This window comes from Mucilaginibacter polytrichastri (genome assembly GCF_001911425.1).
GTDB lineage: Bacteria > Bacteroidota > Bacteroidia > Sphingobacteriales > Sphingobacteriaceae > Mucilaginibacter > Mucilaginibacter polytrichastri.
Genome location: NZ_MPPL01000001.1, coordinates 3,895,812 through 3,916,884, shown reverse-complemented (window position 1 = coordinate 3,916,884; position 21,073 = coordinate 3,895,812). Strand labels below are relative to the sequence as shown.

General features: G+C 43.1%; 17 protein-coding genes. 12 read left to right on the top strand and 5 right to left on the bottom strand.

Annotation, left to right across the window (positions count from 1 at the left end; translation table 11 throughout):
* Nucleotides 1-96: 96 nt before the first annotated feature.
* Nucleotides 97-2,349 carry a penicillin-binding protein 1A gene (locus tag RG47T_RS16570; RefSeq protein WP_074490503.1) on the bottom strand — a complete coding sequence of 751 codons (2,253 nt, stop codon included), beginning with the start codon at nt 2,347-2,349 and terminating at the stop codon, nt 97-99.
* A 2-nt stretch (nt 2,350-2,351) separates the two neighbouring features.
* Nucleotides 2,352-5,099 carry a type IX secretion system periplasmic lipoprotein PorW/SprE gene (gene porW, locus RG47T_RS16565; protein WP_074490502.1) on the bottom strand — a complete coding sequence of 916 codons (2,748 nt, stop codon included), beginning with the start codon at nt 5,097-5,099 and terminating at the stop codon, nt 2,352-2,354.
* A gap of 71 nt (nt 5,100-5,170) precedes the next feature.
* Between porW and RG47T_RS16560 the strand changes: the two genes are divergently transcribed.
* From RG47T_RS16560 to RG47T_RS16515, 9 genes are all read left to right on the top strand, one after another.
* Nucleotides 5,171-5,401, top strand: coding sequence for an AtpZ/AtpI family protein (locus RG47T_RS16560; protein WP_074490501.1), 231 nt, complete (start codon nt 5,171-5,173; stop codon nt 5,399-5,401).
* A gap of 409 nt (nt 5,402-5,810) precedes the next feature.
* Nucleotides 5,811-6,869 (top strand): F0F1 ATP synthase subunit A, encoded by a 1,059-nt coding sequence (atpB, locus tag RG47T_RS16550; RefSeq protein WP_317041635.1) that lies wholly within the window; start codon nt 5,811-5,813, stop codon nt 6,867-6,869.
* Nucleotides 6,870-6,917: 48 nt separating this feature from the next.
* The gene (gene atpE, locus RG47T_RS16545) at nt 6,918-7,124 is read left to right on the top strand and encodes an ATP synthase F0 subunit C (protein WP_074490499.1); all 207 of its coding nucleotides are present in this window, start codon (nt 6,918-6,920) and stop codon (nt 7,122-7,124) included.
* 80 nt (nt 7,125-7,204) lie between these two features.
* Nucleotides 7,205-7,714 carry a F0F1 ATP synthase subunit B gene (gene atpF / locus RG47T_RS16540; RefSeq protein ID WP_074493531.1) on the top strand — a complete coding sequence of 170 codons (510 nt, stop codon included), beginning with the start codon at nt 7,205-7,207 and terminating at the stop codon, nt 7,712-7,714.
* Between the two features lie 79 nt (nt 7,715-7,793).
* Nucleotides 7,794-8,342 (top strand): ATP synthase F1 subunit delta, encoded by a 549-nt coding sequence (gene atpH, locus RG47T_RS16535; RefSeq protein ID WP_074490498.1) that lies wholly within the window; start codon nt 7,794-7,796, stop codon nt 8,340-8,342.
* 38 nt (nt 8,343-8,380) lie between these two features.
* Complete coding sequence (atpA, locus tag RG47T_RS16530; protein ID WP_074490497.1) at nt 8,381-9,955, top strand: F0F1 ATP synthase subunit alpha; 1,575 nt, start codon at nt 8,381-8,383, stop codon at nt 9,953-9,955.
* Nucleotides 9,956-10,093: 138 nt separating this feature from the next.
* Nucleotides 10,094-10,981 (top strand): ATP synthase F1 subunit gamma, encoded by an 888-nt coding sequence (atpG, locus tag RG47T_RS16525; RefSeq protein ID WP_074490496.1) that lies wholly within the window; start codon nt 10,094-10,096, stop codon nt 10,979-10,981.
* Between the two features lie 139 nt (nt 10,982-11,120).
* Complete coding sequence (locus RG47T_RS16520) at nt 11,121-11,987, top strand: DUF4349 domain-containing protein (RefSeq protein WP_171972547.1); 867 nt, start codon at nt 11,121-11,123, stop codon at nt 11,985-11,987.
* 69 nt (nt 11,988-12,056) lie between these two features.
* The gene (locus RG47T_RS16515) at nt 12,057-12,251 is read left to right on the top strand and encodes a hypothetical protein (protein ID WP_074490494.1); all 195 of its coding nucleotides are present in this window, start codon (nt 12,057-12,059) and stop codon (nt 12,249-12,251) included.
* Nucleotides 12,252-12,367: 116 nt separating this feature from the next.
* On the opposite strand, the gene gldB is transcribed toward RG47T_RS16515, so the two are convergent.
* A complete protein-coding gene (gldB, locus tag RG47T_RS16510) occupies nt 12,368-13,408 on the bottom strand; it encodes a gliding motility lipoprotein GldB (protein WP_074490493.1) in 1,041 nt (346 codons plus the stop codon).
* A 69-nt stretch (nt 13,409-13,477) separates the two neighbouring features.
* Between gldB and RG47T_RS16505 the strand changes: the two genes are divergently transcribed.
* Nucleotides 13,478-15,127 carry an NAD+ synthase gene (locus tag RG47T_RS16505; protein WP_074490492.1) on the top strand — a complete coding sequence of 550 codons (1,650 nt, stop codon included), beginning with the start codon at nt 13,478-13,480 and terminating at the stop codon, nt 15,125-15,127.
* A gap of 78 nt (nt 15,128-15,205) precedes the next feature.
* On the top strand, nt 15,206-15,889 hold the full coding sequence (locus RG47T_RS16500) for a DUF4136 domain-containing protein (RefSeq protein ID WP_074490491.1): 684 nt from the start codon (nt 15,206-15,208) through the stop codon (nt 15,887-15,889).
* A 206-nt stretch (nt 15,890-16,095) separates the two neighbouring features.
* Here the strand turns inward: RG47T_RS16500 and RG47T_RS16495 are convergent, their stop codons facing one another.
* Nucleotides 16,096-16,539: a hypothetical protein gene (locus RG47T_RS16495; RefSeq protein ID WP_074490490.1), complete on the bottom strand. Its 444-nt coding sequence runs from the start codon at nt 16,537-16,539 to the stop codon at nt 16,096-16,098.
* Nucleotides 16,540-16,677: 138 nt separating this feature from the next.
* On the opposite strand from RG47T_RS16495, the gene RG47T_RS16490 reads away from it, so the two are divergent.
* Nucleotides 16,678-20,409 (top strand): S8 family serine peptidase, encoded by a 3,732-nt coding sequence (locus RG47T_RS16490; RefSeq protein WP_074490489.1) that lies wholly within the window; start codon nt 16,678-16,680, stop codon nt 20,407-20,409.
* Here the strand turns inward: RG47T_RS16490 and RG47T_RS16485 are convergent, their stop codons facing one another.
* Nucleotides 20,410-20,901: a hypothetical protein gene (locus RG47T_RS16485; RefSeq protein ID WP_074490488.1), complete on the bottom strand. Its 492-nt coding sequence runs from the start codon at nt 20,899-20,901 to the stop codon at nt 20,410-20,412.
* Nucleotides 20,902-21,073 lie beyond the last annotated feature (172 nt).

The following is a 21,073-nucleotide window of genomic DNA, read 5'->3' as shown; positions in this document are numbered from 1 at the left end:
AAATACCTTGCAAGCACTTCTATTATATTCATTATCATAAAGATAACTTTTTATCCTGTCTTTTCATAGGCTATTACTCTTTAAAGGGGCGGCGGGCTAAAACCCTAATTTCTTATCAACCTCATCAGTGCCCGGCTGGCTTTGCTGCTGCTGGTTATACTGGCCGCAATCAAGCACGGTGGTTACACCGTTTTTAGGCGGGGCAAAATCCACATTCTTTTTGATACCCAATGATGAATTGGCGTATACCTGCTTCATATACAGAGCAAAAATAGGCAAGGCCGTATTAGCCCCCTCGCCAAGCCTTGTACTGCGGAAGTGGATATCACGGTCTTCGCAACCTGTCCAGATCCCGGTAACCAGTTGCGGCGTAATGCCAATGAACCAACCATCTGAGTTTTGCTGAGTTGTACCGGTTTTACCGCCGATTGGATTAGTAAAGCCATATTTCCATCTCAGGCGTTGCCCGGTGCCTTCATCAATAACACCTTTAAGCATGTATGTCATTACGTAAGCCGTTTGCTCTTCCATGGCCTGTATTAAACGGGGTTTGTTTTCGTAGAGTACATTACCGTTTTTATCTTCAATGCGTACTAAGTAAGTAGGTTCAGTCCACAAGCCGTGATTTACAAAGGCCGAATACGCGCCTGTCATATCAAAAACAGAGGCATCAAAAACACCAAGGCAAATTGAAGGATAAGCCGGAACTGCCGAGGTGATACCCATTTTTTTAATTAAGGCGGCAACCGGTGTTGGTGTAACCTCTTTCATAACGTGGGCTGTTACCCAGTTTTGCGAATGGGCCAGAGCGGAGCGTAAAGTGATCATCCCCGGTATGGTTGAGCTGGCCTCCGAGCCGGGGCACCATGGCGTGCCATAACCGCGAATGGTATCTGGTACGTTATTTACCTGCATACACGGTGAGTATCCGTTTGCAATAGCTACCGCATAAGTAAACGGTTTTGCTGTTGAACCCACCTGCCGGGCACCCATTTGCACCTGGTCGTATTTATAATGTTTAAAATCTATACCACCCACCCAGGCTTTAATAGAACCCGTGGTTGGGTCCATGCTCATAAGGGCATTACGGAGGGTTAATTTGCTATATACGATAGAGTCTATCGGTTTCATGGTGGTATCAATATCACCTCGCCAGGTAAAAATATCCATGGCAGCCGGTGTATTGAAGTCTGTTTTGATCTCCTCTTCAGATTTTCCCTGTTGTTTTAGAGCGCGGTAACGGTCAGACCGGCGCATCCCCTGATCGATTAGCAGATCATAATTTTTGATCGATTTACGCAGGTTATATCCATGCCAGTGGTCATTAAATTGTGCCTGCAGTTCGCGCATGTATTTACGCTGCGCATCTTCGGCATACTGCTGCATGTCATAGTTAATGGTGGTATAGATCTTTAAACCGTCGCGGTCCAGGTCATACTGGGTGCCATCTGGTTTGGCAATACCTTTTTCTTCCATCACTTTTTGTACGTCCTTTTTCAATATGGCACGGAAATAAGTGGCAAGGCCCTCGGTATGATCTGTAGGGTGGAAGTTGAGGCCCAGCGGGCGCGCTTTAAACTCCTGGTACTGGCCGTCGGTCAAATAATTCTCCTGCGACATACGGTATAGTACAAAGTTGCGGCCTTCCATTGCTTTATCCGGGTGGCGTACAGGGTTAAACATGGTAGGCGCATTTACCATGCGCACCAATAGTGCGGCCTGCTCTGGCGTTAAATTAGCCGGTGCAGTATTAAAATAAGTTGCCGCTGCCGAACTGATGCCGAAAGTATTATAAGAACCAAAATCGACCGTGTTAAGGTACATGGTAATGATTTCTTCTTTAGTATAGTTACGCTCTATACGTACGGCTATGATCCATTCCTGTAATTTCTGGATAATCCGTTTTATCGGGTTATGTGCGCCTTGTGCGCCGTTAAATAAGTTTTTGGCCAGCTGTTGCGTAATCGTACTGCCACCTTGTTTGTGGCCTATCATATTGTAAAAAACAATACTGAAGGTACGCCCGAAATCGATCCCCGAGTGGTTGTAAAAACGGTTATCCTCGGTAGCGATCAAGGCATTAATTACATTGGGCGAAATTTGCTTAAAGGATACATTAGAGCGGTTTTGTACAAAGTATTTGCCCAGTACCCGTTTATCGTCAGACATGATTTCTGATGCCAGGTTGCTCTTCGGGTTTTCCAGATCGCGGAAGGAAGGCAGGGCACCAAATAAGCCAAAGTTTACACAGAGCAGCAACAGCACTATAAAGCTGAAACCACCTATTACAATACCCCATAAAGTACGGTTATAGCTTTTTATTTCCTGGGGGGTAAGTTTAATGATCATTTTTAATAGTTCTTTTGATAAAAGTCGATATAGCTATCCAGCGTTTTTTTGTCGGCTAATTTATCCAGATTTTCCTGGGTGATAACAAAAAAGCTGTATTTATCCGCAGGCACCTTCATAATCTGAGGCATCAGCGGTATAATGGCACGTGCATAATCTTTAACAGATGCCAAACTGTGGAAAACGCCCACAAAGATAAGCTGATTATTGTCACCTGCATCTTTTAACTGATGTTTAATGCCGGCTTCGGGCGCAAAGTTAGCACGATTAAACTGCCCGATACCAAAACGCGAAGACGACAAATTAGTTGTACCTGCATTTACATTAACCACAAAATAATACCGGCTGCTATCGCGAAGCGAATATAAACCCGCTCCCGATTTAAGGGCAGGCAGGTTTGGAGCTTGATTGGCCTGTGTTGACGGTTGTTTAACCACAGGCTTTGGCGCTACTGCAACCACTGGTTTTGCTATTATTAAAGATTGCGCAAAAGGCGAATCGTAAAGGTCATTATCTATCAGCACAACAGGGCGGGTAGCCAGCTCATTTTGGTTGGCATCTATATAACTTAAGTGCTCATTAACCAATGGGGCTATAAGTGCATCGTTAGGGTACTGGTTTAATATATTGTACAGATCGGCACGGAAAGGCAGCAGCTTTTCATTATGCCCGGCGGCCATGGCACGCAGGTAGGCCAGTTGTGCAGCCAGTTTGTTATTCGGGAACTGCTGCAAAAGCAGCTCTGCATTGGTTATAACATCTTTATATTGTTTGTGCGCATACAGATCGTACACCTTATTATATAAGGAATTCAGTTCGGCATCCTTATCGTTAAGCTTGCGGCCGTAATCAGGGTCGAGTATCACTTTGGCAAAAGGCGTTTCGGGGTAGCCTTTAATTAGCAGGTCTTTATAGTAGTCGGATTTTACAACGTCGATATTACTATACAGGCGGTACAGGTTATAATAAATAGCTGGTTTCTCGCTACCATCGGGGAAACGCTTCAATAAGGTTTCATAAGTGATAATGGCTTCTTTTGGATCTTCCAGCACATCGCGGTAAAAGTTGGCGATTGTAAAGTAAGCATTGTATACCCGCGCTTTTGACTGTGCAATGTTTTGCGGCGTAAGCGGCAGGGTTTGCACCAATTGCTGTTTGTAGCTGGTGGCTATCAGGTCGTCTGTCGATTTCTGATCTTTTTGCGGCAGCACTGTTGGGCCAACCTGCGTTGTGATGTTTTGGGTGTTGTTGGTAATATCACTGTTAGACCGGTTGCTGCGGCGCCAGTTATCTTCGAGCTTGCGGTTACCCCAGCGGCGTTTAAAATCTGAGAACCCCTGGCTTAGCGAGTTTACATTGTAAAAGTAAAACGTACTTGCGGTAGGGGTACCCGATGTTTGCACCTGCGCGTTTGGCGAATTGGTATTGGTAAATGCAGAATTGGTGCTGGCTACGGCAGCTGCCTTAACATCTGCTACGTGTTGTTTGGCTAGTACATCTATGCGTGCAGCACGGGCAGGTTCGTCCAGGCTGGCTAGCTGCTGCAGGGTATCTTCATGAGCTATAATGCGCAGCTGCTCGGCCAGTAATTGCAGGTTATTACTTTTAAGCTGGATAGACCGGTAACCCGGATAGTTTGGCGACAGGTTTAGCAGTGTGCTATCATACAGTTTTTTGGCACCCACATAATCGCCTTTGTTTTTAAAGCTGATATCGGCCAGGCGCAGGTAGGAGAGGCCTTTTTGGTTTTGATTTTTACTGCTGTTTTTAACAGACAAATGATAGTTTTTAATGGCATCATCCAGTTTGCTATCGGCCATGTACAATTCTGCAATCTGGAAATAGATCTGGTCAATAAACTCCTTGTTGTTTTCATTTCGCAGCAAGCTCTTCAACCTGTCGAGGCGGCTGATGTGGCGGTTGTTCTGCACATCCTCAATCCTGATGCGGTTAAGCTCGGCGTTGAATGACATTTCGAAAGCTGCATTGCTGTTTGCAATACGGCTGTAGCTGGCATAAGCATCTGCAGGTTCGTGGTTTAGTTCCTGTAGCTGGGCCAGTATAAAAGTTAGCCTGCGGCGCAGCCGGCTGTCGTTTGCTGTTTTAATGGCGCGTTTGGCCATGTCTTCGCCTGTTTTATAATTACCGGCATCGAGGTCGTACTGCAGGTGGGCGGCGTATACACTGGCTTCGTCATATTTCTTTTTGGCGTAAAATACAACCGTTAAGTTGGTATCTGCAACGGCTTTGGCCAGTGGCAGCTGGTGCAGGTTTAGTAAGGTGCGCACACGCCAGTTACGGGCCTGTTGAGATAGTTCGGGTTTGTCTGAGTAGTTTCTAATTACATAATTGCAAAACTCATCGGCCACAAAATAATTACCGTATAAATAATTAGCTTTTGCCAGCAGCAGGTATGCATCGCCTACATAGCGGCTTTGCTCTTTAATGTTAATAATGTTTTCGGCCTTGGCAATTACGGCCTCCAATTCTTTATCGGTACCGTTGTGGTAAACGGTATCCTGGTATACGCGTAAAAGCTGGTTGTAATTATCTATATAGGAGCCCGCATAAATTTCTTGTTTTTGGAGCAGCAGGTTATTGGCATTAAACAAGATGTTGTAATGCGCGGTAAGGTTTTGCATGTTACGGTTAAAACCGCTCTTTTTTTCGAGCGAACAACCGGCAAGCAGGCATAACAAGAATAGTATGGTTACAAGGTTTTTGATATGAATAGCCCAATAATGCTTCAAAGCGTAACAGTGTTTATAAAAAGCCTCGCTAATTTACTAAATACTATCCAACAGGATCAATAAATTTGCGGATGACCAAAAATGAACAAAAAGACGAAGATAACAGCCGGAAGCCTGTTAACAGTTACATTAAGTATAGCAGTATAGGTTTTCAGATGATAGCCACTATTGGCATTACTACATTTATAGGCTATAAAATAGATGCATCCATGCATCACCAAACGCAGTGGGTAACGGCGGTGCTTGCGCTTATTGGGGTTTTTATATCTTTGTACCTCGTTATTAATTCGCTTAAAGATTGATCCGCTTAACTGTTAATTTTCTCGCATTTTCTTTGTTGATTGCTATTTTACCTTTGTGGGTAAGTTTCTCACCTTATAGTGAATGGCTGGTGCCTAAGTTTTGGTTTATATACCTGTTTTATTTTTTAATCACGTATGTGGTTTGCAGCATTGTGGTGCTCGGGCAAGAAAAAGGCGATAAACCCGGTGTGCAATTGTTTCTGGGCGCAACTACGGTTAAGTTGCTTGCGTGTATGACTTTTGCCGTAATATATCTGCTATATATACGTATAAACGCCTCCAGGTTTATCCTTTGCTTTTTTTCTTTATATTTCTTAAATACAGCCTTTGAAATATACACGCTATTAAGTAACTTGCGCATCCAAAATAAAAAGTAAAAATCTCCGCGTAAATGGATTTTAGCCACATTTTGAACTCAAAAAAAATTACTTTAAGCGTTGTTTTAAGCGTTTTTCTGAGTTTATTAGCATGTAAAAGTTTCGCTATACAAGGCGAAAAAGAGTCAGTAAGCGAAAAAAATGCCAAAGAAGAGGCATTTAATCCTACTACTGCCATATTAGAGCATATTGGTGATTCTCACTACTGGCATGTAGGTGGAGAAGTATCAATTCCGCTGCCGGTAATTATTTTTACCGAAAAAGGCACCGAGTCTTTCTCGGCATCTAAGTTTAACAGCGAAGGTGTTGCTGTAGGTAAATATCACAACTATAAATTGGTTGATGATAAGATCAGGGTTGTTGATGCAGCCGGAAATGTAGATAAAGAGGCATCGCATCATATCTATGATTTCTCGATCACTAAAAATGTGGTTGCTTTATGGATTGCCGGGACTTTATTGCTGCTTATCTTTATAAGTGTGGCATCTGCCTATAAAAAGCGTGAGGGTAAAGCACCAAAGGGCTTACAATCATTTATCGAGCCTATCATTATGTTTGTTCGTGATGAGATAGCCCGCCCAAACATCGGTTACCGCTACCAAAAATATATGCCGGTATTATTAACCATATTCTTTTTTATATGGATGAATAATATGTTGGGCTTAATTCCATTATTTCCGGGTGGTGCTAACGTTACAGGTAACATATTATTAACTTTTGTACTGGCTACCATCGTATTATTGATTGTTAACTTTAGTGCTAATAAGTACTATTGGAAACACATTTTTATGCCGGATGTACCACTTTGGTTATACCCGATCATGATCCCGGTTGAGTTAATCGGTATCATCTCTAAGCCTTTCGCGTTAATGATCCGTCTATATGCTAACATATCTGCGGGCCACATTATCGTGCTGAGCTTAATATCACTGATCTTTATTTTTAAATCGCTGTACATAGCGCCGGTATCAGTAGCATTCGTATTGTTTATGGATGTGCTGGAGTTACTGGTTGCGTTTCTGCAAGCGTTTATTTTCACGATGCTTACCGCCCTGTTTATTGGCACCGCGGTAGAGGAGCATCACCATTAATATCGTAAATAATTATACACTATATTTAACTTTTAAATTTTAACAAACATGACTGGAAGTATTGCTGCATTAGGTGCAGGTTTAGCGGTTATCGGTGCAGGTATCGGTATCGGTCAGATTGGTGGTAAAGCAATGGAAGGTATTGCTCGTCAGCCTGAAGCTTCTTCAAAAATCCAAACTGCCATGATCATCGCTGCAGCCCTTGTAGAAGGTGTTGCTTTATTCGGTGTGGTAGTAGCATTATTAGGCAAGTAATTGCCGATTAAATAGTAAAGCCTGTAGCGATTGGCGACGGGCTTTACTTATTGAAAATTGACAAAGATTTTAAATACATAATGGAAGAATTATTTGACGGTTTATTAAATGATCACTTAGGCTTTGTAGTTTGGTCTACAGTTGCGTTTGTGATATTATTAATATTGCTGGGTAAATTTGCCTGGAAACCTATCATGGCTGCAATTAACGATAGAGAACGCTCTATTGAAGATGCACTTTTAAAAGCAGAGGCTGCTAAAGAAGAGATGGCGCGTTTAACCAACGAAAACCAGAGCTTATTGAAACAAGCCCGTGCCGAGCGCGACCTGATTTTGAAAGAAGCACGCCACATGAAAGATCAGATCATTAACGAGGCTAAAGAAGCTGCACAGGCTGAAGGTGCCCGTATGATTGAGAAAGCAAGCATTGAAATTAACAACCAGAAAGCAATTGCCATTGCTGATGTTAAAAATCAGGTGGCTAACCTTTCTATCGATATTGCTGAGAAATTATTGCGCAAGCAATTTGAAAACCAAAGAGAGCAGGACCAACTTGTTGCCGACCTGTTAAAAGAAGTTAAAGTTAATTAGGTTGTCTGTTGTCTGTTGTCCGTTGTCTGAAGATTGATAACTGATAACTGACAACTGATAACTGACAACTATAAGATATATGTCTGAAACAACAGTTGCAACCAGGTACGCCAAATCACTGATAGACTTAGCCAAAGAGCAAAACGCACTGGAAGCCGTAAGGGCCGATATGAGTTTGTTTGAACAAACCGTAAAAGCTAATTCGCAGCTGGAAGCCGTATTGCGTAACCCAATTATCCCACAGGATAAAAAAACGGGTGTATTGGTAGGCATTTTTGGCGATAAGGTTAATAAAATGACCCTTGCCTTTTTTAAACTGGTAGTAAGCAAAGGCCGCGCAGAACTTTTATACCCAACAGCGCAGGCGTTTGTAAACCAGTATGATGTATTTAAACATATCGTAAGGGCTACGGTAGTATCTGCAGCCCCGCTATCTGAAAGTAACCGTATACAGGTTATTGACGAAGTGAAAAAAATAGCCGCCGGCGAAGTGATATTGACTGAAAAAGTTGATGCCTCATTAATTGGCGGGTTTATATTAACCGTTGGAGATAAGCAAATTGATACAAGCGTATCAAGCAGCTTAACGAAGTTGAGAAAAGATTTCGGCCAGCCGGTAGTTCAATAATTAAATAGAAAAGCAAACGCTAAAACAGATAAAATAAAATGGCAGAGGTTAGACCAGACGAAGTATCAGCCATATTGCGCCAGCAATTGTCAGGCTTCAAGTCAGAAACTGAATTAGAAGAAGTGGGTACCGTACTCCAGGTGGGTGACGGTATTGCACGCGTTTATGGATTAACGCAAGTACAATCAGGCGAGCTGGTTGAATTTGATAATGGCCTGCAAGGCATTGTACTGAATCTTGAAGAAGATAATGTGGGTGTGGTATTGTTAGGTCAGTCTGACGGTGTTAGCGAAGGCGATACCATTAAACGTACCCGCAAAATAGCCTCACTACGTGTAGGCGAAGGTATGTTGGGCCGTGTGGTGAACACACTGGGCGAGCCTATTGATGGTAAAGGACCAATTAAAGGCGAAACTTACGAGATGCCTTTAGAGCGTAAAGCACCGGGTGTAATCTATCGTCAGCCGGTAACCGAGCCTCTGCAAACAGGTATCAAAGCTATCGATGCCATGATCCCTATCGGTCGCGGACAACGTGAGCTGGTAATTGGTGACCGCCAGATTGGTAAAACTGCGGTTTGTATTGATACCATCATCAACCAAAAAGAATTTTATGAAGCCGGCCAGCCGGTAATTTGTATATATGTTGCCTGCGGCCAAAAAGCATCAACAGTAGCAAACATTGTACGTACACTGGAAGAAAAAGGTGCTATGCCTTATTCAATCGTTGTGGCGTCAAACGCATCAGACCCTGCAGCAATGCAGTTTTTTGCGCCGTTTGCAGGTGCTGCAGTAGGTGAGTACTTCCGCGATACGGGCCGCCCTGCATTGATCGTTTATGATGATCTTTCTAAACAGGCAGTTGCTTACCGCGAGGTATCATTATTATTACGCCGCCCACCGGGCCGTGAGGCTTACCCGGGTGACGTATTTTACCTGCACAGCCGTTTATTAGAGCGTGCTGCAAAAATCAACGCCAATGACGACATCGCTAAAGCGATGAACGATTTGCCGGAATCTATCCGTCACCTGGTTAAGGGTGGTGGTTCATTAACCGCATTACCAATCATCGAAACCCAAGCGGGCGACGTATCTGCATATATCCCAACCAACGTAATTTCGATTACCGATGGTCAGATCTTCCTGGAGTCTAACTTGTTTAACGCAGGTGTTCGCCCGGCAATTAACGTAGGTATCTCGGTATCACGTGTGGGTGGTAATGCGCAGATTAAATCAATGAAAAAAGTAGCCGGTACCTTAAAACTGGATCAGGCACAATACCGCGAGCTTGAGGCTTTCTCTAAATTCGGATCAGACCTTGATGCTTCAACCAAATTGGTTATTGATAAAGGCGCCCGTAACGTAGAAATGTTAAAGCAAGCGCAATACTCACCTGTAACTGTTGAAAAACAAGTTGCCATTATTTACTTAGGTACTAAAAACCTGATGCGTAATGTACCTGTAAACAAGGTTAGAGAGTTTGAAGTAGAATTTACCAGCCAACTGGAACTGCGCCACCCAGAGACTTTAGCTGCCCTTAAAGCAGGTAAGTTTGATGACCAGATTACCGCTGTACTGGAAACTGTAGCTAAAGAGCTTACAGGGAAATATTAATTTAGATATGAGATATGAGATGTGGGATTTGAGAAAGAATCGCACATCTCATTCTAAAAAAAGAAGAAGGAGCCGAGAGGTGTGGAGTAGCAGAGCAATCTCAATACTCATATCTCAAATCTCACATCTCCAAAAAGAATGGCTAATTTAAAGGAAGTAAGAAATCGTATTGCATCTGTAAACTCAACGCAGCAGATTACCAAGGCCATGAAAATGGTTTCGGCTGCTAAGTTAAAGCGTGCAACCAATGCCATAGTGCAGCTTCGTCCGTATGCTACCAAGCTAAATGAGATGCTGGCTAACCTTTCGGCAAGCCTGGAGGATGGTTCATCGCCATACCTGCAAGAGCGCGAGCCGGTACGTGTACTGGTTGTGGTTGTAACCTCTAATCGTGGTTTGGCCGGTGCTTTTAATGCTAACGCGATAAAAACAGCTAATAACCTTATTGCAGATAAATACCCCGAGCAGTTAAAAGCCGGTAAGGTATCTATTGTGGCAATTGGTAAAAAAGCACAGGAATATTATCAGCGCCGCAGTTACAACGTTATTGGCAATAACAACGAGCTATACACCAACATTAACTTTGTTGACGTATCTAAAGTAACTGAAAGCATTATGGCAGGTTTTATTAATGGCGACTATGACCGTGTTGAGTTGGTGTATAACCATTTCAAAAACGCAGGTTTACAGCTATTAGTAGCCGAGCAATTATTGCCGGTACCAAAATCTGAAGTTAAGGCTGAGATTAAAGCAGCCTCGCAGGTTGATTATATCCTGGAGCCTTCGCAAGAAGAGATCGTAGCGCAGCTGATCCCTAAAAATATTAAGATACAGTTATACCGTGCCGTATTAGATTCTAACGCATCTGAGCATGGCGCACGTATGACAGCGATGGACAAAGCCACCGAAAACGCAGGTGACCTGTTACGCGCCCTGAAACTATCATACAACCAGGCACGCCAGGCAGCTATTACTACCGAGCTTACAGAAATTGTGAGCGGTGCAGCAGCATTGTCTAACGGATAAAAAGTATTAAACAACTTATTGAAAGCGCCGTTCCGATTTTTCGGGACGGCGCTTTTGGCTTTTAAGGGTTTTGTAACGATGATACGGTGTAGGGTTACCTATTTCTGATTACCAGTATTAAAACATAAAACCTATGATCATGAAAACAAAAAAATTAAATGCTATGCTGTTGATCGGTGTAGTGTTATTCGCCGCTTGTAAAGGTTCATCTTCACGTTACGAAGCTCTCAATATTGCAGATACTGTTATTGCAAATAAAGATAACAGCCAGTCCGCAACGAAACTGATAAAAACGGCATCTATGAATTTTAAGGTGAAAGATGTGGAGCATACCAATGAAGCCATTGGAAACTTAACGAATAAATATAATGGGATGTTACTTCATCATAATGTGACATCGACTATCGAACAAACCAAAGATTTTCGCCAGACTGACGACTCGGTAAAGAGGGTGTCATCTATTAGGACAGTAGCTGATATAACAGTTAAAATACCATCTGCAAAACTTGAGGATTTTATGAATGACGTGGGTAAGTTAAGTGTTTATGTAACTGAGCGAAAACTTGATATTACAGATAAAAGCTTAGATTATTTGTCGGGTCGGCTTAAATTGAAAAGCAGAAGCCAGATTATTGCACAGCAAAAAAGTGGTAAAATAGTTGTTAAAGATCCGTCTGCAGTATTGTATTTAAAGGATGATATGATAGATGAACAAGTTAATAATCTAAAAATTGATGATGCTGTGAACTATAGTGTGCTTGATCTGCATTGCTATCAAAGCAACCGCATTAATAAAGAGATTATAGCCAATGATAATCCGTCTGCTTATCAAAACTCGTATTTCAACAGGTTTGGAATGGCTTTACAAAACGGAGTTGTACTTTTTGAGGAATTAATTTTAGGGATAGCAAATTTTTGGTTATTGATTTTACTTGGGGTATTCAGCTGGGTAGGTTATCGCTATTACAGGCACAAAAAGCAAAAACCGATTCTAAATAACATTTAAAAATAAAAAGTACTGTTAGTTTTGGTAAACATTTATATTTTTGTGCCATTAAATAAAGACAGACATCTTATGAGCACTAATACTACACAACAAGCAAACGACGAGCGCCATTACTTAGTTTTGGTAGTAGCTATAGCTATCGGCTTAGCTGGTGTTTTTCTTCGTTTTGCAGGCGAGGCACCAATTTGGTCAATAGTATCTAATACAATTTTAGTATTAGCCGTTATACTTGGTTTAAGAACTGTTTTTGGAATATTGAAATAAACAGCTTTTAACGCAATATATAAAGCTCCGATGTGTAAACATCGGGGCTTTTTTTGTAGCCTACTAACGAGCAGGTTTTAAATAAGGTCTTATCTCTTAATTCTCGATTCTTGTCTCTAACTCTTCGGCCTGTACTTCGAATCGTTGAGTATCTTTTGCGCGTCATCATCAGCCATTAGCTGGGCTATGGTAACGTCTGGATGCTTATTCATATATGCGCGTACGATTTGCCAGCCGGTCCATACACCCAATTTGGGAGCTGATTCATTTTTTTCGCCGAGGCCGGGGGTAAAAGGGGCATCGTTAAAGTATTGCTGGGTTTTCAGCACATCGGTATCGTACAATAAATTTTCTTCTAAAATATAACCCCAGATCTGCGCTTTGAAATCATTGCACCATTTAAGCTGCGCAGTTGTATAGCGGATCTTGGTGGTGTCGCTAACATCAGGTAGTATCTGGTCCATCAGGTACATGATCTTTCCATTATAAACCATCTTCTGTAGCACAGATTTATCTTTTAGCTGCTCGGGGAACATATCCTCGCGCAGTATACCTTCCACCACCCGTGGCGTGATATTTTCGGGCGTAAAATAGCGCGATATATAGTGCGGGAAGTTATCTACCAGTGCCGGGTAAAATTTAGAGTTAGCACCCAGAAAAAGATCTAAGCCAATCCCGAAATAACCATTGCCTATAGAAGTTTGCGCCTGGAAGCCCGAAATGTAAGCGTATACATTCGGCAAAGTTTTTTTTGGGAAATAATATTTAATGCGGCGGAAGGCATCGGTCAGTTCGGCGTTCTGTTTATCGAGGTTGGGGAAAACAGAATCAACATCGTGTTTTAAAACGTTATAATCTTTACTGGCAAAAACCTTTTTTAACGTACCCAGATAGGCTGTATCTTTAATACTGCCGGCCGGTAAAATACGTTCCATATAGTCCTGGTAAAACAGGCCGTACTTTTTTTGCAGGGCTAAGGCTTGTGGTTGAATAGGCGTGTTGCGCAGTTTATCCAGATCGTGGTCGAAACGCTGAATGGTAACATCAACCGGAATATTGCTTACATCAACTTTTTTATGCCCATTGCACGCACTGAGCAATATTAACGTTATAAAAATTAAGTAAATTTGTATTGCTTTGCCAGGGGTAGAAATCATATTTTAGCCTTTGAACAAAAATAACGCTTTTGAGTTGCAATTATAGCGCAACGTTAACAATCTACAAACATGAAGATCGCACTAGCCCAGCTTAACTATCATATCGGGAATTTTGAAGCTAATACAGCCAAAATAATCGAGGCCATTAACCATGCGAAAGCCAAAGGCACCGATCTGATTGTTTTTAGCGAGCTATGCATTTGCGGTTACCCATCGCGCGATTTTCTGGAGTTTAAGGAGTTCATAGGCCTGTGCGAAGATGCAGCCCAAAAGGTAGCCGCTGCTTGTACTGACATAGCCTGTATTATAGGCATCCCAACATTTAACAATAAGCCCGAAGGCAAGGAACTGAGTAACTCTGCTTATTTTATAGAAGCCGGTAAAGTGCAAGCTGTAGTGAACAAGGCCCTGTTACCTAATTACGATGTGTTTGACGAGTACCGTTATTTTGAACCCGAAACCGAGTTTAAATGTATCGATTTTAAAGGCCACCGTATAGCGTTGACCATCTGCGAGGATCTTTGGAATACCATCGAAAACCCGCTATACATTACCCGGCCAATGGATAAGCTGATTGAAGAAAAGCCGGACGTGATGATTAATATAGCTGCTTCGCCGTTTGCTTATACGCATGATGAGGAGCGTATTGGCATATTGAAAGACAACGCCAGCCGTTATAAACTGCCTCTGTTTTATGTAAACCACGTAGGCGCTCAAACAGAGCTGATCTTCGACGGTGGTTCGCTGGTGTTTGATAATGTAGGTAACATGGTTGATGAGCTACCTTATTTTGAAGAAAAGATCGCCTATTACACCCTTAATGATGATGCGAGCATCACACCCGATCAGCCGGTTACCCTGATGGTAGAACGCCAGAGCAATATCGAACAGATTTACTTGGGCTTAAAACTGGGCATCAAAGATTATTTTACCAAGTCTGGCTTCAGCCGGGCTATATTGGGATTATCAGGTGGTATCGATTCGGCCGTGGTTTGTGCACTGGCTGCTGAGGCTTTAGGGCCAGAAAATGTAATGTCGGTGTTACTGCCATCCCGTTTCTCTACAGATCATTCCATTAAAGATGCGCAGGATCTGGTAGATAACCTGGGCTGTAAATCTGAGATCATTGCTATAAAAAATATTACAGAGGCTTTTGAATCGGCCTTGTCGCCGCAGTTTAAAAACCTGCCGTTTAACATAGCCGAAGAAAATATCCAGGCCCGCAGCCGTGCCGTGTTATTGATGGCCATGAGCAATAAGTTTGGCTACATATTGCTCAATACATCCAATAAAAGCGAGGCTGCTGTAGGCTACGGTACGCTTTATGGCGATATGTGCGGTGGTATTTCGGTACTGGGCGATGTTTATAAATCGCAGGTGTTTCAGCTGGCGCGATACATTAACCGCGAGCGCGAGATCATCCCCGAGAATACCATTGTTAAACCGCCATCGGCAGAATTAAGGCCCGACCAGAAAGACAGTGATTCGCTGCCCGACTACGACGTGCTGGATAAAATACTGAAAGAATATGTGGAACACCGCTGCTCATCTACAGAAATTATTAAGATGGGTTACGAAGAAGCGCTGGTAAAAAAAGTGATTCGTTTGGTGAATATTTCAGAGCATAAAAGATATCAGACTCCGCCAATACTAAGGGTATCACCTAAAGCGTTTGGTATGGGCCGGAGGATGCCGCTGGTGGGTAAATATCTTTCTTAAAAAAACTCACAAAATATTCATGTTGCGGTTAAACCTTTGTAAACGTATGAGTCTAACAAAGTACATTCAAATAAACTTATGAAAAGGGTAGTCAATGCAACGCTGATGCTACTCAGCGTGGTTCTTATTTCAGCATGTTCATCGTATAATTATTACAAAGCAGGTACTACGAAGCTAAGCACTACGGAGTATAAGTCTTTTGCCTGGGTACAAGATCCCGATCAAAGCAACCCAAAGCCGGCAGTGAGGGGTAAAATGTATGCGGGAAACGCATACTATAATAACCAGAGTGCTACACAAAGTATAAAGCAGGCTACTATATTAAGCCTGCAAAGTAAAGGTTTAAGAATGCAGGACGAAAACCCGGATCTGCTGGTACATTACTCATCATCAGTTGGCCGCGGCACAAGGCTCGATTATTACAGCGCTTCTCCATTTTATTATGGTGGCGGTTTTTATCGCCCATACTGGGGGCGTGGTTTTGGCTATGGCGGCTGGGGTATGGGCTACGGTTGGGGTGGCTGGGGCGGCTTCGGTTACGGTGGTGGCTGGGGTGGTTACGGCGGTTGGGGTCCAACTTATGCAGTACCCGAAAACTATAAAGAAGGTACAATTATCATCGACCTGATAGACCGTAAAACCAAGCGTATTGTATGGCGAGGTTTCGGCGTAGGCGAACTGCACCGCAACCCTCAAAAAACGATTGCCGAATTACCAAAAGTGGTTGAAGGCATCTTTAAACAATTGCCGGTTACCATGTAAGCAAGATTTTTGCTATTCCATTATACAAAAGCCCGTTACAGATTAGCTGTAACGGGCTTTTTGTTTGTTTTTAGTGCCTTAAAACCAGCACCTCATTACGAAGTACGTAGCCATCTCCGGTCTACAGCATCAAACTCAAATATCGCACAATCCTTTTATTATGTCCGGGCTAACCCACAAGCGGGCGCTTGCGGTAGCGAAGGTCATTAATAAACTGCCCCAATCCTCAATTTGAAATTACGATCAGTAACCTTGTTAACCATAACTTCTACAGGGTTTAAGATGCCCTCCCCATCACTTTCATCGGCAAAAAAGGTTCCTTTATCGGTTCTTATAAACACCGAATACTTGCCGACCGGTAAATTCAAGCTATAATGGCCTGCACTATCGGTATGGGCTATGGTAATTAATTTAGTGCTTACTGCGGTAAAAACAGTAGCATCTCCGGTGGTTTGCTTTAGTGTGGTGGGCTGATAAATGTACAAGTCGCATTTAATGCCTTTGGGTTTTCGGGGGGCACGGTTGGGCGATGGCATCTGGTTACCGGTTTCGCGGTATACATAACCTGCTATCCCTTGTGTTGGTACCATTGGTTTTTGTGTGTGGCAAGCCATTAGCAGGGCTGCAGAAATGATTGAAAATATTTTCATGGCCTTAAACTAAATCGTGTAATTTTTAACGTATATAATATACCTTTAACAAAATAAACATACACATCGTATAACTAATTGCACAATATTGGTTGGCATAAGTATTAAATGTTGTGTATTTGCTGTAACCGCCCCATCATGAATAAACCCCGTTTTGCTTTAATTGTATGCTTGGTATCCTGCCTGTTGTTTAACCGTGCATGGGCTCAGCAAGCATTGGTAAGCGAAACAAAAAAGGCCGAACTCAGTGCATTATCGCAGCAATATAGCCAGCAATACCAGGCCGGCAAATTACAACTGCAAAGCCTGGCTGCCAAACACAACTGGAAACTTACCAATAAACGCAAAGATGGCGGCATTACTGTTTTACATGCCATAAGTAAATTGGGTTTCCCTATTTATGTAAAAACGGATAATAATGTAATATCGGCGGCTACAACCCGTACTAACCTGGTGCAGCCCGGCGGCAGCTTGAATTTAAACCTTAATGGCTCCAGCAGTTACTTAAATGGTAAATTGGCTATATGGGATGGCGGCTCGGTACTAACTACACACCAGGAGTTTGCCGGTAAAACCATTACACTTAAAGACCCCAATAGTGCAGTAAGCGAACACAGTACCCATGTGGCAGGCACCATGATTGCACGCGGTGCTTATGCACCTGCAAAGGGAATGGCATTTGGCGCAACCACACTATTATCTTACGACTTTGATAATGATATTACCGAAATGGCTGCCGCGGCCCCAAACCTGTTGCTCTCCAACCATTCGTACGGTACTATTGCCGGTTGGGATTATGATAGTGATGCAAGCCGATGGAACTGGTATGGTTTACCGGGAGATAACGTTGATTACAATTTTGGCTTTTATGATAGCCAGGCTCAGGCCTGGGATAAAATTGCTTACACACAGCCTTATTATTTAATTGTGGAATCGGCCGGTAATAACAGGGGCTACCCGGGGCCCGCAGTAGGTGATGATTATTGGGGATATAAAACGCGCGTAAACCCAACTACCCTGGTAGATATGGGGCCAAGACCGGCCAATATTAGCAGTAATACCGGTTATGATATTATACCAGATTTTGCTAACGCCAAAAATATACTCACGGTTGGCGCGGTTAACCAGCTGCCCTTTGGGCCAAGTACCCGTAGTGATGTGGCTATTGCCTACTTTAGCAGTTGGGGCCCTACAGATGATGGCCGGATAAAGCCCGATATTTGCGGGATGGGGGTAGATGTGCTGTCGTCGGGTTCGGGGAGTAATACCAGTTATGTAACCCTGTCCGGCACCTCTATGGCATCGCCAAATGTTACTGGCTCGCTATACCTGTTGCAGGAGTATTACGCCAAACAAAATGCAGGCGTATTTATGAAATCGGCTACGTTAAAAGGGCTGGCTTGCCATACTGCTTTTGATGGAGGCAACGTTGGCCCCGATTATATTTATGGCTGGGGATTGCTGGATATGCAAAAAGCTGCGCAAGCCATTACCGATAACGGCACCAAAAGCCTGATTAGTGAAAATACATTAACTCAGGGCCAAACCAAAACCTTTACAGTAACGGCATCGGGGGCAGGCGCACTGGTTGCTTCTATTACCTGGACAGATCCGCAGGGAACGCTTTCTGCAGATGGCACTATTAATGACCGTACCCCAAAACTGGTTAATGATCTGGATATCCGCGTGAGCGATGGTACCAACACTTTTATGCCCTGGGTGCTAAACCCCGACCAGCCTGCAGCTACAGCCACAACAGGAGATAATATCCGTGATAATATAGAACAGGTGTATGTTGATAAAGTGGTACCGGGTAAGCAATACACTATTACCGTTACACATAAAAAAACACTGCCTGCTGCGGGGCAAGACTATTCGCTGGTTGTTACCGGTATTGGCGGCTCGGCCTATTGTGCTTCTGTACCGGCGGCTACAGATTCGCGGATCAATAACTTTAAGTTTGCTTCTATTGATAACACACCTGCGGCAGGCTGTACTACTTATACAGACTATTCGGGTACATTAACGGCGCAGTTAGAGCCGGGTAAAACCTACCCGTTGAGTTTAGCGGTTGGTGCCTGCAGTGGTAATAATTTAAACAAAATTGCCAAAGTATTTGCCGATTGGAACGGCGACGGCGATTTTGACGACACCGGCGAACTGATAGGTACATCTAATGTCATTAGTGCAACCGGAACCTTTGTAACCAATATTACCATACCCGGTAATGTAACGGTTGGCAATTATTCGCGCCTGCGCATTGTATTAACCGAAACAACAGACCCCAGTGCCGTTACCGCGTGCAGTAGCATTAAGGGCCAGACGCAGGATTACCGCCTGCAATTTATTCAGCCTGCTCTTGATGCCGGTGCTATTGCCGTTAGCGGTAATACAGCTGCCGGCAACTGTGCCGGCAAAACCAATTTTACAGTCACTATTAAAAATTTTGGTACCAGCACATTAGCCAGCATCCCGGTAACATTAACCATTACCGCGCCCGATAATACCATAACCACTTTTAATGAAACCTACACCGGCTCATTAACACCGGGCACACAGGCAGAGTATACGTTCAATAATACCTATACTACCGTAGCCGGTGCTACCTATGCCCTTACAGGGGCAACTAATTTACCCGGCGATTTTGTATCATCCAATAATAATGCAACTGCTACGCTGGTAATTGCAGCCTTGCCCGTAGCTAATAACTTAACAGCATACTATTGTAATAACACTAAAAGTTATCAGCTCGCTGGTACTGCAGATGGTGCTTTGTTGTGGTATCAGAACGCTAATGATGTAATACCTATTGCAGTTGGCGCATCTGTAACAACAGGGACACCCCCAGTTAATAATACCTATTATGCAGGTATCAATGATTTTAGCGGCACCGTTGGCCCGGCAACCAAAGGTGTATTTACCGGCGGGGGGTATAATCAGTTTACCCCAGCAGTTAACGTAACTACGCAAATACCAATAGTGATAGAGAGTGCACGGCTTTATATAGGTTATGGCGGCAAAATAACTTTTAATGCTACAGATGCTTCGGGCCAAATTGTTTCTACCGTTACCATCAATGCTGCCGCCACACGTACTACGCCAGTGTTAGGCACTGCAACAGACGATCCTGCCGACCAAGGTAAAGTATATGATCTTAACCTGATACTACCTGCTGCGGGCAGCTATACTATTAGCGTTGCCTATGATGATAGTGCGTCTATATTTCGTAGTAATGCAGGCGTAACGGGGTATCCCTTTACCATTGGCGGCATATTTAGTATTACAGGCAATACAGCTACACCGGGTTCAACCGGGTATTACTATTACTTGTATAATGTAAAAGTACATAGTTATGGTTGTGTATCGGCAAGCAGGCAGGCTGTGGCTTTAATAAAGCCGGTAATTACACAAAATGGCAATGTGCTGAGCTCGAATTATACAACAGGCAATCAATGGTATTATAACGGTACTATGATAACCGGCGCTACGGGGCAAACCTATACAGCAACAGAAAGCGGCAATTACCAGGTAAGTGTAGTTGTTGGTACCGGCTGCGAATCCATTTCAGATAATTACGCTTTTGCCATTATTGCACTCCACCCCGATAATAGTACCGATATAGGGCTTACCATTTACCCTGTACCGGCATCAACAGCATTAAATGTATTGTTTGTAGCCAAAGCTGCCGGTGATGTTCAACTATCTTTTGTTAATAGTGTAGGGCAGGTGGCTTTTACAGATAACCGTACTATTGATGCCGGTAATTTCAGTACCGCGCTTAATGTGTCGGGGTTGTCACCGGGCACTTATGTATTAAGAGTGTTACTGGCAGGTAAGCTGTATGCTAAAAAGGTAATTATAATACGCTAATTAAAAGGAATATTTGAGGCCAAGTGCAGGCGCTATATCAAATACAGAACCTGTTGCCAATTCCAGGCGCGGATCAATATCCACACTGATGCTGATAGGGGAGTTGGGTATGGTATATTCTGCCCCGATAACACCGTCGAAACCAATTAATATGCGCCTGTTCGTATAAATATCGCGGCCGTCGTTGTAAGTGCCTTTGTCTATGCCACCAATGTGGGCACCGCCGCCGTAAAAGAAGTTCAGCTTATCTACATTAAATATGGGTACATGCATTTCATAAAGCCCGGTTACAACAACGCCACCTTTACGAAAACCAAATATACCTTCTAATGCCTGGTTGTTATTGAAAAACCATTTAATGGATGGCCCAATTTCGTAGCCGCCAAATTTTAGTCCAACAGCAGTATTGTAACTATTGTCTTGCGCCCGGGCCTGGTTGCCTGTAATAATAAATGCTGCTATAGCAATAATAAAGTATATCGTCTTTTTCATAGTATGCGTTTAATACAAATTAACGTCCACAATTACTTTTTATGACTTTAAATGTCTCGAAAATGTTACTTAATAGGGTTATGCTTTTGATTTACTGATGTTAAAAATGAATTAAGCGCTTATAATCAAAGCTGTTGAAAAGAGAAATTGACTGAGAAAATTAAACAAATCC

Coding starts and splice junctions, on each gene's coding strand:
- RG47T_RS16570 (WP_074490503.1), bottom strand. CDS start 2,349: ATGATCATTAAACTTACCCCCCAGGAAATAAAAAGCTATAACCGTACT.
- RG47T_RS16560 (WP_074490501.1), top strand. CDS start 5,171: ATGACCAAAAATGAACAAAAAGACGAAGATAACAGCCGGAAGCCTGTT.
- atpE (WP_074490499.1), top strand. CDS start 6,918: ATGACTGGAAGTATTGCTGCATTAGGTGCAGGTTTAGCGGTTATCGGT.
- atpF (WP_074493531.1), top strand. CDS start 7,205: ATGGAAGAATTATTTGACGGTTTATTAAATGATCACTTAGGCTTTGTA.
- atpH (WP_074490498.1), top strand. CDS start 7,794: ATGTCTGAAACAACAGTTGCAACCAGGTACGCCAAATCACTGATAGAC.
- atpA (WP_074490497.1), top strand. CDS start 8,381: ATGGCAGAGGTTAGACCAGACGAAGTATCAGCCATATTGCGCCAGCAA.
- atpG (WP_074490496.1), top strand. CDS start 10,094: ATGGCTAATTTAAAGGAAGTAAGAAATCGTATTGCATCTGTAAACTCA.
- RG47T_RS16520 (WP_171972547.1), top strand. CDS start 11,121: ATGAAAACAAAAAAATTAAATGCTATGCTGTTGATCGGTGTAGTGTTA.
- RG47T_RS16515 (WP_074490494.1), top strand. CDS start 12,057: ATGAGCACTAATACTACACAACAAGCAAACGACGAGCGCCATTACTTA.
- gldB (WP_074490493.1), bottom strand. CDS start 13,408: ATGATTTCTACCCCTGGCAAAGCAATACAAATTTACTTAATTTTTATA.
- RG47T_RS16505 (WP_074490492.1), top strand. CDS start 13,478: ATGAAGATCGCACTAGCCCAGCTTAACTATCATATCGGGAATTTTGAA.
- RG47T_RS16500 (WP_074490491.1), top strand. CDS start 15,206: ATGAAAAGGGTAGTCAATGCAACGCTGATGCTACTCAGCGTGGTTCTT.
- RG47T_RS16495 (WP_074490490.1), bottom strand. CDS start 16,539: ATGAAAATATTTTCAATCATTTCTGCAGCCCTGCTAATGGCTTGCCAC.
- RG47T_RS16490 (WP_074490489.1), top strand. CDS start 16,678: ATGAATAAACCCCGTTTTGCTTTAATTGTATGCTTGGTATCCTGCCTG.
- RG47T_RS16485 (WP_074490488.1), bottom strand. CDS start 20,901: ATGAAAAAGACGATATACTTTATTATTGCTATAGCAGCATTTATTATT.